This is a genomic window from bacterium (assembly GCA_035419245.1).
In the GTDB taxonomy this organism is placed as follows: Bacteria; Zhuqueibacterota; Zhuqueibacteria; order Residuimicrobiales; family Residuimicrobiaceae; genus JAKPUX01.
This window is the reverse complement of sequence record DAOLSP010000011.1, coordinates 40425-56745: the sequence shown is the minus strand read 5'-3', so window position 1 is coordinate 56745 and position 16321 is coordinate 40425. Positions and strand designations below refer to the sequence as shown.

Here is a 16321-nt window from a genome sequence, read left to right as displayed (position 1 = left end):
ACTGGTATCAGGTTTGGGTCAAGTCGTCCAACAGGGCGGCCAGCCGGGCGGTCTGTTCCCGGCGGTCGAAGGAACGCAAGTCGCGCTGCAGGGCCGCGCGGGCGAGCTCGGGATCCTGCTGCAGGCGCGCGAGGGCGGCGCGGATGGCCTCGGGCTGGTCCGGGGCGCAGGCGATGACGCCCGGCTGGCCTTGTAACAGTGCGAGGGTCTCGGCCACGTTGCTGATCAGCAGGATGGGCTTACGGCTGGCCAGATATTCAAAGCTTTTGCCCGGGATGAACCTAGCGCGTGGATCATCGCAGGCGATGAGCACCAGGGCATCGGCGGCGGCCATCGCCGCCAGGGCCTGGCGATGCGGCAGGTAGCCGGACCAACTGATCCTCTCCGTTAGCCCCAGGCTGCGGACGCGTTCGGCGAAACTCCCGCTGGCGTCGAAGCCGACAAAGTGAAGATGAAGGCGGCTGGGCTCCTCCGGGCGCAGGGCGGCCAGCAGGGGTGCGGGATCGCTGAAACGGCTGATGGCACCGCAGTGACAGAGCACGAAGCGCCTCTCCGGGGGGGCGGTTGCCGGTGATAGCCGGTCTCCGGCGCGATACGGCGGGCCGGAATCCGGGAAATCGGCGGCGTCGAAACCATTGGTCATCAGCCGAGTCTTGCCGGCCCCGCCGGCGGCTTCGAGTTCGGCGACGATGCCGGGGGTGACGCCGATGAGCAGGTCGGCGTCCTGCGCCACGCGGCGCAATAGGGCGGCCTGGCGGCGGCGGTGCCAGGGGGTCGGCTGCGGGACGACGACGCTGTCAGCCCAGGCGTCGCGGAAATCAGCAATCCAGGGCAGGCGGTAACGCCGCGCCAGCCGCCGGGCGATGAGATGGGTGGAGTGGGGCGGCGAGGTGGACCAGATCGCGCTGCAGGCGCCGGAGCGGAGCAGCCCGGCGGCAGCGCGACGCGCATGCCAGCTCCACAGTATCTTGCTGTCGGGCAGCAGCACCCAGGGCAGCAACCGGCGGTTGATCCAGGCGAGCATCCCGCTCCCGCCAACAGCACGCGCCCTGCCGCCCGCGCCGGAGGCGCCCCCGGAGGCCGCCGCGGGCTGTGCCGGTTCATTGACCGGAGCGCCCGGGGTGGTTTTCCGGCGCGCGAGCGCCAGCAGCCGCTGTGGATCAAACGACCCGGCGCGCACAATCTCCACCCCGGCCAGATCGTCCAGAAGGGAGACATCCTCCGCCCAGTAGGCGATGGGCTTGACGGTCAACACCGTCGCCTGCCAGCCGAATTCAGGCAGGTATCGCGCAAATTTGGCCGAGCGCTGTGTCCCCCCCATCCCGAGCGGTGGAAAATAATAGGCCAGCATCAACACCCGTTTCACCGTGGGCCTCCCCGCAGCCGGAGTTTCTCCCCCGACTTGAAAGCCAGCCAGAGCAGATTGCACCAGGGATCGTAGAGCATTGTCCGCCAGCGGCGCGCCACACGGTAAAAAAGGGGCCGGCCGGTACGAAAGGCCAGCAGATGCATCAGCCGCAGATGGACACGCTGGTACATCCGCGATGCGAGCCGGTTGGTTGGGTGCAGGTCGTAGCGGGTCCAGAAGCCGCGGTCCCACAGACGCCAGTTCTTCTCGATGCTGGCCAGGCCGCTCTCATACCGCTGCCAGGCCTCGGGCAAGTCGGTGTAGTCGGCCCAGTCTGCGGCGCCGAGCAATGCGAAGAGGTGACCATTGAAGACATGCGATGCCGGCTCGGTCGGATACTCCTCGAACCAGGGCGAACCGTCGGCAAGCCGGCTGAGGGTGCCGCCCTCGGCGACCGGGAGATCGAGCAGCCGGATGGCCGAGCGCGCGATCTCGAGAAAATCACTCCGCGGCTTGAGCCCATGACAGCGGACCAGCAACGAGACCGCCTCACCTTGGGCCATCGCCGAAATCCAGGGCGCTTCCAGCCCGTAAAACGGCAGACTGAAATCGTAAATCCAGCCGAGCAGCCCACAGCCGGTGGGTTTGGCATGGGCCGCCAGCCATTCGGCACAGGCCAGGGCCCGGGCGCGGTCCTCCTCCTTCGCCTCTTTAGCATACTGCTGCAGGCAGTAAAGACCGTATTGGGCGATGGTAATCGGATTGTAGCGCAACCCCTCGCTCCCATAGTCCACACGCGGCACGCCGGCGGGATCGTAGTCGTAGGAAAAGTCCTCCAATCCCTGCCAGTCAAAGGGATAGCTTAACTTAAGCCGCATGCGCAGCGGTTTCCTTGATGGGGTGAAGGGTGTAAGGGATGACCGGAGCACCGGTGCCGATACGTAACCGGCGCTACAAGGTACGCATTTTTAGCGGGAATTGCAAGGAGGAAGCTGTACGACCGGGCGGGTGTCGCGTCGATGCGGCGTCCGTCAAAGTAGGGACGAGAGCGGGGGCGTAACCGCACGACTTGGCTCAACACGGAGCCTCGTGCTCAGAGCAGATAGTCCTTCTTGACTCGGCGCATCGCCTGGAAGAGATTCTCCCGGCAGCCGGGATGTGTCTGCTCGAGCGCTGCCAGCCACTCCTTGATTTCCTGCCGTTTAGAGGCGCCGTCGCTCGGGCATTCCTGCCCGAAAACCGGGACCCGGCACTCCGCCGCGTAGGCCTTGACCATGGTCTCCTCGACATAGAGCAGCGGCCGGATCAGGTGGTAGCGCCCTCCATGGACGGAAAGCATCGGCGGGCTGGTGCTGATCTCGCGGTTAAAGAGCATGTTGAGCAGCAGAGTTTCGATGAGATCGTCCTTGTGGTGGCCCAGGGCGATCTTGTTGCACTGGAAGCGTTCCGCTGTGGCGAAAAGGTGCTTGCGGCGGATGCGGGAGCAAAGAAAACAGGGATTTTCGCGGTTGACCTCGCTGTGGGCGAGCGGGCCAATGGTGGTATGCAGGATGCGGCCGCTCACCCCGAGACTATGCCAATAGTCGCGCATGGTTTGGCAGCGCGCCTCGGCGGCGGCGCCGAATCCCAGATCAACATAGACCGCGCGCAGGCTCGAGCCGGCGGCATAGAGGGTGATGCGGCTGGAAAGGATTTGAAGCAAAGCCATGGAGTCCGCACCGCCGGAGACCGCAACCAGGAGCCGGTCGCCTGGCTGGAGCATCCGGTACTCGCGCACGGCCCGATCGACCCGCGCGGTGAGAGCACGGACGGCCTCGGGGATGTTGCGGCGAGCGGCCACCCGGACAGGTCGCTCTCAGTAACGCGGCGGCGGGGCGCCGCGCAGGGTTTCGATGTCGCCGATCAGCAGGGAGAGTTTGTCCAGAAAGGCCTGTTCCTTTGCGGCATCGCCGTTGACCGAGCCGCCGCCGAGGGCCATCGCCTCCTTGATCCGGGCATACCCCGCCCGCAGCCGACCCTCCTTGAGATAAGCGAGACCCTTGGCGTAGGTAATCTTGGCCTGCTCGCGGGCGTCCCTGGCCTGCTGGGCGATGGCGAGGGCACGGTCAAAAAAAGTCTGGGCCTGGCTGTAGTTCTTCTGGGTCAGATGAATGTCGGCAAGATTGACCGCGCTCATCAGCACCATCACCGAATCCCCCTCGGCTGTGGCTTGGTTGATGGCCGAGAAGTAGCGCTGCCGCGCCTTGAGGGTATCGCCGAGTTGCCAGTAGATAGCGCCAATGTTGAGGTCCGCCCTGGCTTGGCCGCTGTGATCGCCAAGCATTTCGAGGTAATCGCCGGCCTTGAGAAAATTGGAGAGCGCGATTTCGCGTTCGTTGCGCGCCAGCCGGGTCAGCCCCATCTGGAAATAGGCACGCGCCAGGGCGGGCTCGCTGGCGAGCGACTGCGATTGCGTCAGGAAAGTGTCCAGATAGGCGACGGAGCGGTCCAGATCCCCAGTTTCGCGCATGATCTGACCCAGGCGCTGATAGACCATCGCAGCCTCATAGGGCCGTTTGATGGCAAGATTGATTTTGGCGGTACGGTGATAGGCCTGAACCGACTCGTTGGTCCGTCCCTCCTTTTCGTAGAGTTGGGCGACCTTTTGCCAGGTCAGAGCCTGGGTCAAACTGTCCGGCGGAATGTTCAGCAGACGGTTGAGGGTTTGCCGCGCCTGCTGCCAGGCCTGCTGCCCTGTGTAAACCGCAGCCAGCTCGCGCCGGCTCAGAATCAGCCCGGAGGGATCGGCCATGGGGCCGAAGAGGGCCTCGGCCTCCTGCAGCGCAGTGATGGCTTCCGCGCTCTTGTTCTCCTGCGCCAGCAAAGTTCCGAGATAGAGAGCGGACCAGGCCTCCAGCGGCTTGCTCGCCGCTCCATCGGCAGCGAGCCTGTAGAGCGTCTCACCCGCGGCCATCCGGGCCGGGGACGGGCTGGTTCCGGTGCCTGCCAGTCCCTGGTGCAGCCGTAAGGCCGCGCGGAAGGCAAGGGCAGGAGTTGCATTCCAGGCCTCCTGTGTCACCACGGCCAGGGGATCCGGTGGCGCTTCGAGGAGCGCAGCGTTGATCTCGTGGGCCGCTGTTGAATCGGCCGGCAGCTCGACACAAGCGAGTTCATCGACCTGGGGAAATACGGGCAGGGTCCATTCCATGACCGGTTTCTGCGGCGGTGCCGTGAGGGCCTGGGCGAAGCGGACCCGGGCGCCATCCGGCGCTGGACGCAGATCGAAGAGCCAAGCGGCCTGGGTGGCGGCCTTCAGGTCGCGGGCCACACCGCAAATCTCCTGCGCCTGCGGCAGCAGCTTCTCCCTGGAGAGAATTTTCACACGCAGCGGCTGCTGGCTCTCATCGAATTGCAGGGCCGCAAAAAACTGCTGGCAGGCCGAACGGTACTCCTCCTGCGTCAGATCGCCGGTCAACAGCACCAATCCCTGCTCGCCAGCGCCAAAGGGATGGCCTGTCAGGGAATCCCGTACGGCGAATCGCTGAATCAGGGACGTCAGCAATGGCGACTCCACCGTCACGGTATCGGCCGGCAGGGGCTGCTCGTTTTCCGCAGCCAGTACGCCCGAGGGGAATTCCATCGCCCGGGCGGTGATGACGATGCGGCCTGCGCGCCTCTCAAGGCGGCAAAAAAGGACGCCATCCAGCTGGAGTTCGAGATTGGCGCGCGCCAGGCTGAACGGCTCATAGAGTTCCGGAAAATCGGGCTTGATCGCCCCATCGAGAAGAGCGGCCAGGGTGTCCGCCGGCACCAGTTCCACCCCGGTCTGGCGCGGCAACCAGGCCAGAGCGGCATTCATGGTTCGATTGAAACGGTCGACCGCCGCCGGCTCTACGGCAGGATTGGCAAGGGGGATCAGACTCAGGCGAAGTCGCTCCGGCGGGGCTGAAGCGGCTGTGAAATACCCTCCGCTGACCAGGAGAGCGAGGAATAGTACGGATAGGTGCTTTCTCATCACTTGTTTACTTTGCTGTTGATTCACATGATGCCTGCTGCGGAAGCGATTCACGGCTGCATCCCTGTAGTACTGGCTTGCGGCGGCAAGTGCGGAAAGGAAAGACCACAGCGGCGGCGTTCAGCCGGCTGCATCCTCCCATTTCAAACGGATGCGCGCGCATTCTCCAGTCGGTTCACTCGCCATAACTTCAAGCGCCGTATCGGCGCCAAATCGCTGCTGCAGCGACCGCTCCAGTTCGCGAAAACCGAGTTCGTCCAGCAGCCGCTGCCGCCGCGCCGGATCGCTGATGCCCCGGCCGTCGTGCCGGACCTCGAGCAGGATCTCCCTGCCGGTTTGCCATGCCTTAAGCGTCACCTCCACCGGCCTGTCGTCAAGCTCCACTCCGCTGCGTACTGCCCAGGCTGCGAGCGGCTGCAGCATCAAGCTGGGAACAGCGTACTCGAGACAATCGTCCGCCACCGCTTCGGTTACGCGCAGCCGATCGCCGAAGCGCATGCGTTCGAGGGCGAGAAACATCCCGGCGCAACGGATCTCGAGGTTGAGCAGGGTATCCGGATGGTGATTCAACTCATGAACGAGGCGGAGATACTCAGCCAGTTTTTCGATGACCGTCCGTGCCCGCTCGGGATCGGCCACCGTCAAGGCTGCGGCATGATGGAGCGTATTGAAGAGGAATAACCGGTTCACCTGCCACGGCACACCGGGTACGACCGGTTCCACCGGTGTCGGTTTCGCGCTTTCTCTAGGTTCATCGAGGAGGCGCATCAGCAAAGCGCCCGTCAAGCCGGCAGCGCCGCCCAGGGCCACAATCCACACAGCCGGCTTGCCGGGCATGTCAAACCAGGCCGCACAGTTCAGATACAGCAGGGCGAGGGCTGAACCGGATAAGACCGCGCCGATTCCATTACGGATCCTGGATGTCATGGGCTCCTATTTTCCCTCAAGCCTGTGCGTCTTCGCACAGGACTCGAATTGTAGTGATAATATGCACAGGGAGTGGTTCATATGTGTTGACACAGAGCACAGGATTGGCATTCTTCTGCCCGAACCGGGGTGAAAACCAGCCCTGCGGAGGCGATTCTACACCCTCGACCACCTCAAGACGGACAGAATCCGGCCCGGCGATCCGGATCAGGAGGCGGCAGTCCGGATAACAGGCTTCAAGCTGGTCCGTATCGGACCAGTGCCAGCCGCAGGGCGCGAGATGCCAGAACAACTCCGCCCGCAGCGTCCCGCAGCCCAGCAGGTCATCCACCACCTGCCAGGCGCCCTCGTCCCAAGCGACCAACCGGCGGTGGACGACACCAAGCCGCCGATAGCCGTCGTGTTCAGCGCGGATGGCCGGCCCGCCTGAAACTTCCGGGGGCAGAAAACGGGCCCGCGCCTGGCGGCCCCATTGGAAGGGTCCGAGCGGCTGCGATTGATCCCGGCCATCGATACGCACCGTGTTGTGAGCCGCAGTGCCCCGGAAATAGTCGCGCCAGCAGGCCTCGCCTCGGTAAATAAAAGTGCCGCTGTCGATGAGCAGGGGCCGGCCGCCCGCGGTGAGAAGGAAATTCAGGGCATCCGCATGACCGTGCGCCGCCATCGCATCAAGTCCCAGAGGGCCGGCATCCAGAATCGCCCGCTGCGTCAGGCCGCCGCCGCGCTGCTGCCATACGGCATACCCCCCCTCCGGGAACAGGCGCAGCGCTTCCGGGTGGGGGCCCGCCGCTTCCGGAAAGCACCCGGCTGCCGCCGCGCCGTATTGCCAGAAGAGAGCAGGCGAAAAACCGGCCGACCGGGCGGCAAAATCCGGCCGTCCAAAGCGCAGGGCGGCCTCTCCGAGGAGGTCCTGCCAGGGCGTCGGCTTCATTCCCTCCGCATCCCGGTGACGCGGATCAAGCAGAAGCGCTTGGCCATCGTCGCCATCGCCGATCGGCGGCACCTGCCCGGCACCATCTATCAGGGCCGCGACGAACTCGGCCATCCGTTCCAGCCGTTCCGGGAGCGCTGCAGGAACCGGCCGGCCCGCCGCATCGGCTGCTCGGATCGCCAGCGTGCCATACTCATAAAGGTAACGCTGATAACCGGTGCTCTGTTCCTTGATCACGCCATCGTCATGCACCTGGCGGAGGAATTCCGGCCAGAAAAGGGTCAATCCCTGCTCCAGCCAAGCCCGGGCATGGTTCAGCTCAGGGAAAAAATGAGCGGCACAGATCAGGCCCGCACACTCGCCGAGCAGATGGTTGTTGGCCGAGGAGCCGCGCGAGAGGTGGTGGCGGATGTGCTCGGCGTGCTGATGGACCGAGATGAGGAGTTTTTCGTAAAAGCCGGCCGTGCAGGCGGAGGCGGATTTCACCAGTTCCAACGCCCAGCTCCAGGAAATGAGCCGTACACCCAGTTCGAGCGAGCTGGTCCAGTTGATGCCGCGGCCGCAGGGATTCGCCGCGAGCCAGGCGTGCCACTGCCCGAAGAGGGCCCGGGTCCAGCGCTCGTCGCGGCTCAACAGCCAGGCCTGACCGAGGGTGACGAAGTGTTGATGCCGGTTCAGCTCCCAGATCTGCCGGACCCCAGGGCAGAAGCCCGGGCGCCAATAGGGCATGGCCGTCCAGTGTTTCAATGGCATGGAGCGCCGGGTTAGGGGATCATAGTGCCAGTCGACAGGACCGTCAAAAGTGAAATCGGCCGAGAGCAGGGAGAAATGGCCTGCAGCCGCCCGCTCGGCGGCGGTCATCAGGGCGGCGTAGCCATCCGGCCAGCGGGCGGCAAACCAGGCCCCAGGATCGGTCGGCAGAGCGGTCTGCAGCGGCAGTGGCCGGCGCTGCCGCGCAGCGGCCAGTAAACCTTCGGGAGTGTACTCCGATTCCACAAGGATTGCCGCCAGGTCGGGGCCGGTTTCCCCGCCACGCAGGCGCGACCCTTGGGCAGCCAGGTTGCGGTACAATCGGCTGGCCATCTCGCCCGGCCGCATCACCCGTAGCCGGTAGGCATAACGCTGCAGTTCCGTCAGCGTCATGGCTCGTCCCGGATCCACTGTGAATCACGGCGGTTCTGAAGGAGGCTGGCGCGGCTGATCGCCCGGGTGCCGAACTTTTTACGCACGTCATCCATGATGCGGTCGACTTTATCCTTGCGTGCGGCCTCCGGGGTGAAGAGATCCATCTGGCCTTCACCCTGCTGCAGCTGTGAGACCGCCACCCCCAGCAGGCGTATCCGTGCGCCCTTGCGGTTGAAACTGGCGAATAGCTCGCTGGCATGATGGAAGAGTTCGGCACTGGTGTCGGTGGCGGTCTCGAGGGAGCGAGAACGCGTGAAGGTGCTGAAATCAGCAAGCCGGATCTTGAGGGTGATGGTGCGCCCGCGCACCTCATGGCGGCGCATATCGTACGCCAGATCATCGCAGAGGCTGAGGAGTGTCTGGCGCATCTCCTCCTCGTCGCCGGTATCCGCCGCAAAAGTGGACTCGCGGCTCATCGATTTGGCTGAATGGTCGTCGCTGACCGGCCGCTCATCCAGGCCATGCGCCAGACGCCAGAAATGGAGGCCCACTTGGCCGAACTTGTTGATCAGCTCCAGTTGGGCGCATGCAGCAAGATCCCCGATGGTGAAAATCCCCATCGCCTGCAGCAGCGGCACCGTCTTGGGCCCGCACCCCCAAAGCCGGGCAATCTCGAGCGGAGCGAGAAAGCGCTCTACCTCGCCCTCCGGCACAAGGACCAAACCATCGGGCTTGCGCAGATCGGAGGCGATCTTGGCGACGAACTTGCTGGGGGCGATGCCGATGGAGCAGCTCAGATTGGTCTCCTTCCGGATCTCCGCCTTGATCCGCTTCGCCATGGCCTCGGCCCCGCCGAAGAGTTTTTGTGTGGACGTGATGTCGAGGAAGGCCTCATCGATGCTGATCTGCTCGAGATCGGGGCTAAAGTGGGAGAGGATCTCCATCACCTGGCGCGAAACCTCGGCATAGCGCTGGCCGCGGGGCTGGACGTAGATGGCGCCGGGATTGAGCTTCCAGGCTTTCGAGATCGGCATGGCGGAATGTATGCCGAAGCGTCGCGCTTCATAGCTGCAGGTCGAGACCACGCCGCGGCCCCGGCCTCCCCGGGGATCGGCGCCCACCACCACCGGTTTGCCGCGCCATTCGGGATGGTCGCTTTGCTCAACCGCCGCAAAAAAGGCGTCCATGTCCAGATGCAGAATCGTCCTTGGCATGGCTCAGGCCCACTCCCTTATCGTGATACGGCTCCCAAAAAGGCAGTGATCCGCTGCTGCCACTCCTCCTCCGCACCATAGTCGGCGACCGAGAAGCCCGGCCGGCTGATCCCGGTGATCATCCGCGAGATGAAAAGGCCGCGTGCATGCAGGCAGAGGAGCGGTTTGCTGCAATCCAGAGCATAGCAGATCTCATAGCCGACCCCCAGCGAGGGATTAGAGATCTCGGCCACCACGCAGTCACAGGACTCGAGCCAGGCGGCATCGCGCTCAAAGATCTGGCGCGCGCTGAAGGGTTGCTCCTGGCGGAGGACATCCTGCGCGACGATATGCTCGGTCAGCACCCGATGGCCGCCCGCTTTGAGGAAATCCACCATCCTCCGGTAGGTGGGCAGATAGCTGCGCCCGCCGGCGATGGAAGCAGCAAAATAGATCTGCATCGACTTCTCCCGGGTGTGGCTCCGGCCTCAGGCCGGCTTTTTCATGACGATGTAGGAGCGCACCCCTTCCCGGACCAGGAGGAGGAGCACTTTTTCCAGCCCGATCGCGCGGCTGAAACGGTAGCAGGCCAGGGTGAAGGTATGAAAAAAAGCCTCGTTGGCGCGGCCAAGGTGCTCTGAACGGAGCAGCCGGTTGAGGAGCCGCACCGCCAGCAGCAGAGCGGCAGGCAGCTTGGCCGCATACTTGACTTCCTTCTCCAGAGTGCCCGACTCCACCACTAAAAGACCCGCTTCCCGGGCCATGGCTTCGAGCTCCTCGGGGCGATAGGCGGTGTGGAAATATTCCGGGCCGCTCGAACATTCTACGCCGTAGGTTTTGAGAATGCCGAGTTCAAGGTACTCCGGCCGCCGTCCGCGGTAATTCGGCGTGGTCAGCAGGGCCGCTCCGCCGGGTTTCAGCACCCGGGCCATTCCCGCAAAGATAGCCTTCGGGTTCAGGCAATGCTCGAGGACCTCGCTACAGAGCAAATGGTCAAAGGATCCGGCGCGGAAGCAGTCGAGCCGTTCCGCATCGCCCTGGATCAGCCGTCCGGCGAGCTCCGCAGGACACCGCTGCAGGGCCCCCATGCTGAGATCTAGACCGAAGGAGGGGCCGCCTTGCCAGGCTGCAAGGTACATGCCGCGATTGCAGCCGACATCGAGCAGGGTGCCGCGCAGACCGCGCAGACGGCCGAGAATAAAGTCGCGCCGCAGCAGGCCGCGCAGGGTGTGATAGACCTCCTCCTCCTCAGGGTATTTCTCACCGACTTGCTGGTAGAAGGCTTTCAGAGCGGCTTTTTCCTGGTCGGTCATCTCCTCCTCGATCCCTGCATGAATTTCAGCCGGCACGCCGGTCTGCTACCAACTTACGCAATTTTTGCGACAAAAACCCGGATTTTTCCCCGGCGCTGCTGCGAAAGAAGCCGCTGCCCCAGAGCAGCAGGGGCCAGGAGGCGAGGAGGAACGCTCGCAAAACCGTCGAGCTGCGCAGCGCTGGCAGCATTGCCAGGCCGAAAACCGCGGCGCTGCAAAGGACCAAGCGCAGGATCCGCAGCCATTCATAGGGAATGGGGTAGTAACGCTGTGCAAATCCATACAGGCCCAGGGCCATACCGGCATAGGCGATCGCACGTGCCCAGGCCGATCCGAGGGGGCCATAAAGCGGGATGAGCCAGAAATTGACGGCAAGGTTTACCGCCACCCCGGCCAGAGTGACCAGAGCGATCAAGCCGCTCTTCTTCTCGAGGTAGAGGGCCGCCTCGAAGATGAGGTAGAGAGCATAAAAGAGCGAAGCGAGCATGATCAACGGCACCACCCGGCTGCTCTCCCAAAAGGCCGATCCGAAAAAGGTATAACCGTCAATGCGCAACCTCAGCAGCTCATCGACAAAAAGGCTCATCAGCAGAAAAAGGGCGAGACAGGCAGCGAGCATCCAGGTGAGGATGCGGCTGAAGATCTTTTTGGCTTCGTTTTCGCGGGAAGTAGCGAGAAAATAGGGCTGCCAGGCGAAACGGAACGCGGCCACCAGCAGGCCCATGATCATTCCCACCTTGGCGCCTGCATTGTAAAGACCAGCGGCGGCCACCGAATCGAGCCGTTCCAGCATCAGACGGTCGGCGCTGTCGAGCAGGGCGATGGCTAATCCCGTCGGCAAAAAGGGCAGTCCGAAGCGCAGCAGCTGCTTCAGCCAGTCGCGGGAGAGGCGCCCCGCGCCGCTGTGCAGCAACACCCCCAAAGCAGCAGCCAGGGTCAGGGCGGAGGAAACGAGATTGGCGATGAAGATGCCCTCAACACCCATCCCGGCGGCAAGGATACAGTACAGATTGGCCGCCAGCAGGACGAGAGCCGAACCCACCTTTATGAGAACGTAGAGCCACGACTTTTCCTCCGCACGCAGCAGCAGCAGCGGAATAAAAGCCGCGGTGTCACAAAAGAGGATCCCGGCCAGGAGGCGGATCAGCAGCACCAGATCGATCCCGGTGCCGCGCGCACCAGCTCCGAAAAAGAGGGTGACCAGGTGCGGAGCCAGGAGCCCAAGCAGCAGCGAAAAGATCAGACTGGTGCACGAGAGGGCCAGCGTCGCCGTGGTAAAAATGGCACGGCGCTCCCGCTCCTGGCTGGCCAGAATGTAAAACCGCATAAATCCGGCATCCAGACCGTAACTGTAAAGCAAGGTGAGGATGGTCAGCCAGGTCATTGCCAGCCCGGCAACCCCGAATCCGTCCGTCGAAAAAATATTGGTGTAGAGCGGGAGCAGCAGAAAGCCAACCGAGCGGCTGAGAACATGACCCAGACCATAGACCGCGGAGTGCTTGACGAGACGTTTGATGGGTTGATAAAGCGACATGGGCGGCCCGTCTCAAGGCTGCGTCGAGAGTTGCCCGAACGCCCAGGTGGCCTCGAGCATGGCACGATAATTGGTCAGCGGAATATAGTTGGGTATGCTGTTGCCCGAGCCGACACAATAGCCGCCACGCCGGCCGACATCCTCGATCAGACCGCGCACGGTCTCCCGGATCCGCTCCGGATCGCCGCGCGCGAGCAGATCCATATCGACGCTGCCGACCAGGCCGAGACGATCGCCATATTTCTGCTTCACCTCGCGAATTTCCATCGCCTTGGGCTCGATCGGCTGCAGCGTGGTCACGCCCACCGCGATCAGCTCATCCAGCACCTCCCAGAGCTTGCCGTCGCTGTGGTAGAGGAAGGGCATATTCCGGGCCTGGCAGAGCGCCGCGATCTTGCGCATCCACGGAAAAAGATAGCGGCGCAGGGTGGCCGGCGAAATCATCAACCCCGAAAAGTAGGCGATATCGTCGCTGTAAAAAAGCCCCCCGACCACCTCGTACTGCGCCATGCGCTCAAAGAGGGCATAGATGATCGAACCGATCCGATCGAAGAGGGCAGCCACCAGTTCGGGGTTCTCGACCAGGGCGTAACTGAAGGTTTCGAAGCCCATGAATTCCCAGGTGAAGGTGAAAATGTCGCCATACTGACCAATCACCCGCATCTCCGCGGGCATGGTGCGCTCCGCTTCGTCGAACCAGCGGAACGCGGCATCGGTCACCTCCGCCCACCGAAAGCGCTCGAACTCCTCCCAGGTGGTAATGATCCCCTTGCTTTCGGTCCCCCAGGTGCGGGCGCGGTCCAGCGCGGTAGCCTCGGACTGGCGGAAGCCACTCTCCGGCACCGCGGCGCCCGGATTCATGTTGATCACCGGAGCGAGCTTGATATAATCGTAACCAGCGAGGCGGTAAAACTCGATCTTGTCCCCGAGGGTCTGGAGGGGCCGCCCGATGAACTGCCCCATGACTCCCTCATCGATGCCCAGTTCCATGAGAGGCACGCGATCGGCCTTGCCGCCCAACAGGACCGTCTTCAGCCGGCCGAAATTGGGTGAATAGGGCGCGAATCCGCCGGTCATCACTCCCCCTTTCCGGAAATCACGAGATTCTCGAGGGTGCCGAGTCCCTCGATCGAGCACTCCACCCGGTTTCCGGGCTGGAGCGGACTGACGCCCTCAGGGGTGCCGGTCAGCAGGATATCCCCGGGCTCGAGGGTCATATAGCGCGAAATATAGGCGATCAATTCGGGAATTTTATAGACCATCTCGCCGGTATTGCCCTTCTGCCGCACCTCGCCATCCACTTTCAATTCCATCGCCAGCCGATGGGGATCCGGAAGGAGGTCCGCCGGGATCAGCCAGGGCCCGATGGGGCAAAAAGTGTCGATCCCCTTGGCCAGGGTCCAGGGTTTGCCCTTTTTCTGCTCTTCGCGCTGCATCTCACGCGCGGTGACGTCGTTGGCAATGGTATAGCCGGCCACATGCTCCATGGCTTTCTCCGCTGGGATGCGGGCACCGCGCTTGCCGATCACCAACGCCAGCTCCAGTTCGTGATCCACCCGGCCGATCCCCGCCGGAATGCAGATGGCGCCCTGATGGGGAAGCAGAGAGGAAGGCACCTTGGCGAAATACATCGGCGACTCGGGAACCGTGTTGTCCAGCTCGGCGGCGTGGGCCCGGTAATTGCGGCCCAGACATAGAATTTTGGTCGGCCGCTGCATCGGCACCTGCCAGGTGAACGGCTCCCGGATGATCAGGTCATCAAGGCTGCGAACTTCCCGGACCGCGGCAAGGACTTGATCAAAGGTCTCTCCGGAGAAATAGTCGAGCTCGACCATGAGCTGCAGGAACGGCAAATCGGGGGCCTGGGGGAAATTCTTGATCTCCTTGAAATAGTGCCACAAGCGGGTGAAATTGAGCAGACCATCCCCTGTTTCAATACCGATGCAGGGTTCGCCCTTTGCCGTGAGATAGGAAAATGCCTTCATCGCCTCGTCTCCTGATGGGAACGCCGGTTTAATTCAAAAGTATATCAAACCCTGGAGTAAGAATCAAGGAAAATATCAGTGCCTGGATACCCGCCGAAAGCTGGTTTCCACGCGCCCTGCTCTCGGTCCCCCCCCTTCGCTCTCGATCCCGCCCACGCGGCCCTCAAAAAAACAGCCCGGCCGGGGAAGATTCCGGCCGGGCTCGAAACCGACACCCTTGGAGGCGAAGGGGGTTCAGCGGCTCTGCGGCAGATCGTGACGACGGGCCAGGGCGATAAGCTGGTCCAGAAGCAGCACCAGGAGGAGCGCTCCGCCCAAAAGAACCAGGCTGTTAATCGGTAGGGTGGTCCCGCGGAAGTATTCTTCCAGCTGGGGCAAAATGTTCAGGTGCCGGAACCACTCCCAGGAGAGACCGCTCTCAGGCAGGCGAAGTCCGCGCATCTCCGTCAGATAGGTTCGCGGATGCAGAAAGGGCAAGGCGATCCGAAAGGCGGCAATGATCCCGCCCATCAGAATCAGGGAGTGGAGCAGGTTCTCGGAGAGCGGCCCAAGGCTCTCCCTCCGGATCTTGCGCATCACCTTTTCTGTCAAGGCTGGTGACGGCGACCATTCCGGTTCAACGGCGAGCGCTGCAAAGAGCGGCTCATAGCCATCGAGGCGTTCCTGGCAGAGCGGACAGCCGCGGAGATGGTCGAGCTTTTCCCTCTCCTCGAGCCGGCCATCGAGGTATAGTTGCAGCTCAGCATCATTCAAATGTTGCTTCATTAAGCCTCCACAGGGTACTGCGCGGCGAGGCGGTCTCGCAGTAGACGCCGCGCACGAAAAAGATAACTTTTAACCGTGCCCTCGGGGAGGGCGGTCACCTCGGCGATCTCGCTGTAGCTCATCTCCTCCAGATGGAAGAGCGTCAGGATCGCCCGGAAGGTCAACGGCAGAGCATCGATCTCGCGCTGGAGGGTGGCACGCAAATCCCGCGCTTCTACATGCTCCAGCGGTGAGGCCTCAGCCGCGGGGACCCATTCGAGCCGGCGGCTTGCCTCGGCATTCTCGTCGGATTCTGGCCCGGCCAGGTCCTCGTAGAGCGGCAGGCGTTTCTTCTGCAGATAATTGATGCAGGTATTGTGGGCGACTGTAGCCACCCAGGTGGATAATTTGGATTTATGCTCGAATTCGCCGAGGCTGCGGTAGATGCGCAGAAAAATCTCCTGGCACAGGTCCTCACGGTCTGATGCCCGGGGAATCATCCGCGCGACCAGGTGCACGACCAGTTTCTGGTAGCGCGCCAGCAGCAGGGCGAAATCGCCCTGGTCGCCCGCGAGGATGGATTCGATCAGCGTTTTATCGTCTCGGGTGTCCATTCCCTCTGATTAGACCGCCAAGCGGCTGAAATGTTGCACTCGGTGCATCCCGGGGCCAGCCATCACCTCTCGCCCACACCCGGTGTTCCCTGACCTCGGCTCGCCTGTACAGGCGGTACCTACATAATAAGATAAGAAATTCTCGGGTAATTGCAACAAGGTATTGCTCTCCTGCAACATTTTCCCCCCTGACCTGTCAGATAAGGTAGAGCGAAATGAAATCCCTCAACCAAGAAAGGAGAATCCTATGATGGAAGAATTGGTCCCTCTGGGCGCATTTGCCATGGTCGTTTTAATGGTGAAGATCCTCTCGGATAACAAATTGAAGCGGCAGATGATCGAGAAAGGGGTGACGGCCGAGATCCTTCAGGCCCTCTTCGCCCAGCCCGTTCGCGAGAATGCCCCCACTTCGCTCAAATGGGGTCTGGTGCTGAGCGGCGTTGGACTTGGTGCCTTGGTCGGCACGATCTACGGTGATGGCCAGGACATCTTCACCCTGGCCAGTATGCTCCTTTTCGGTGGACTGGCCTTGATCATCTTTTACTTCCTGGCCGCCCGCAAAGCCGGCTGAGATAGGCACTCTGCTCTTACCCGCGACCTCAGGCAATCGGGT

Annotated in this window: 15 protein-coding genes; 1 reads left to right on the top strand and 14 read right to left on the bottom strand. The window is 62.8% G+C overall.

Going from position 1 to position 16321, the window contains the following annotated elements; genetic code table 11:
* Positions 1-7: 7 nt before the first annotated feature.
* The 14 genes from PLH32_12805 to PLH32_12740 all read right to left on the bottom strand — a co-directional run bounded on the left by PLH32_12805 (position 8) and on the right by PLH32_12740 (position 15708).
* Entirely contained in the window at positions 8-1366 is a 1359-nt protein-coding gene (locus tag PLH32_12805) for a glycosyltransferase (GenBank protein ID HQJ65486.1), read from the bottom strand.
* Positions 1363-2226, bottom strand: a complete 864-nt coding sequence (locus PLH32_12800; GenBank protein HQJ65485.1) for a D-glucuronyl C5-epimerase family protein — start codon at positions 2224-2226, stop codon at positions 1363-1365. The genes PLH32_12805 and PLH32_12800 overlap by 4 nt, the downstream gene beginning before the upstream one ends.
* Positions 2227-2441: 215 nt before the next feature.
* The gene (locus tag PLH32_12795) at positions 2442-3188 is read right to left on the bottom strand and encodes an ATP-binding protein (GenBank protein HQJ65484.1); all 747 of its coding nucleotides are present in this window, start codon (positions 3186-3188) and stop codon (positions 2442-2444) included.
* 15 nt (positions 3189-3203) lie between these two features.
* On the bottom strand, positions 3204-5342 hold the full coding sequence (locus PLH32_12790; GenBank protein HQJ65483.1) for a tetratricopeptide repeat protein: 2139 nt from the start codon (positions 5340-5342) through the stop codon (positions 3204-3206).
* A gap of 120 nt (positions 5343-5462) precedes the next feature.
* Positions 5463-6269, bottom strand: coding sequence for a histidine kinase (locus tag PLH32_12785; protein ID HQJ65482.1), 807 nt, complete (start codon positions 6267-6269; stop codon positions 5463-5465).
* A gap of 16 nt (positions 6270-6285) precedes the next feature.
* Positions 6286-8343: an alginate lyase family protein gene (locus PLH32_12780; GenBank protein ID HQJ65481.1), complete on the bottom strand. Its 2058-nt coding sequence runs from the start codon at positions 8341-8343 to the stop codon at positions 6286-6288.
* Positions 8340-9539: a DNA polymerase IV gene (dinB, locus tag PLH32_12775; GenBank protein HQJ65480.1), complete on the bottom strand. Its 1200-nt coding sequence runs from the start codon at positions 9537-9539 to the stop codon at positions 8340-8342. Before dinB ends, PLH32_12780 begins: the two co-directional genes overlap by 4 nt.
* A 17-nt stretch (positions 9540-9556) precedes the next feature.
* Complete coding sequence (locus PLH32_12770; GenBank protein ID HQJ65479.1) at positions 9557-9979, bottom strand: nucleoside 2-deoxyribosyltransferase; 423 nt, start codon at positions 9977-9979, stop codon at positions 9557-9559.
* Between the two features lie 27 nt (positions 9980-10006).
* Positions 10007-10867 carry a class I SAM-dependent methyltransferase gene (locus tag PLH32_12765; protein ID HQJ65478.1) on the bottom strand — a complete coding sequence of 287 codons (861 nt, stop codon included), beginning with the start codon at positions 10865-10867 and terminating at the stop codon, positions 10007-10009.
* A complete protein-coding gene (locus PLH32_12760) occupies positions 10857-12365 on the bottom strand; it encodes an oligosaccharide flippase family protein (protein ID HQJ65477.1) in 1509 nt (502 codons plus the stop codon). Before PLH32_12760 ends, PLH32_12765 begins: the two co-directional genes overlap by 11 nt.
* Positions 12366-12377: 12 nt before the next feature.
* Positions 12378-13442, bottom strand: a complete 1065-nt coding sequence (locus tag PLH32_12755; GenBank protein ID HQJ65476.1) for a uroporphyrinogen decarboxylase family protein — start codon at positions 13440-13442, stop codon at positions 12378-12380.
* A complete protein-coding gene (locus tag PLH32_12750; protein HQJ65475.1) occupies positions 13442-14083 on the bottom strand; it encodes a fumarylacetoacetate hydrolase family protein in 642 nt (213 codons plus the stop codon). The genes PLH32_12755 and PLH32_12750 overlap by 1 nt, the downstream gene beginning before the upstream one ends.
* Before the next feature lie 501 nt (positions 14084-14584).
* A complete protein-coding gene (locus PLH32_12745) occupies positions 14585-15115 on the bottom strand; it encodes a hypothetical protein (GenBank protein HQJ65474.1) in 531 nt (176 codons plus the stop codon).
* Positions 15115-15708: a sigma-70 family RNA polymerase sigma factor gene (locus PLH32_12740; GenBank protein ID HQJ65473.1), complete on the bottom strand. Its 594-nt coding sequence runs from the start codon at positions 15706-15708 to the stop codon at positions 15115-15117. Before PLH32_12740 ends, PLH32_12745 begins: the two co-directional genes overlap by 1 nt.
* A gap of 247 nt (positions 15709-15955) precedes the next feature.
* On the opposite strand from PLH32_12740, the gene PLH32_12735 reads away from it, so the two are divergent.
* Entirely contained in the window at positions 15956-16279 is a 324-nt protein-coding gene (locus tag PLH32_12735) for a hypothetical protein (GenBank protein ID HQJ65472.1), read from the top strand.
* Positions 16280-16321: the final 42 nt, after the last annotated feature.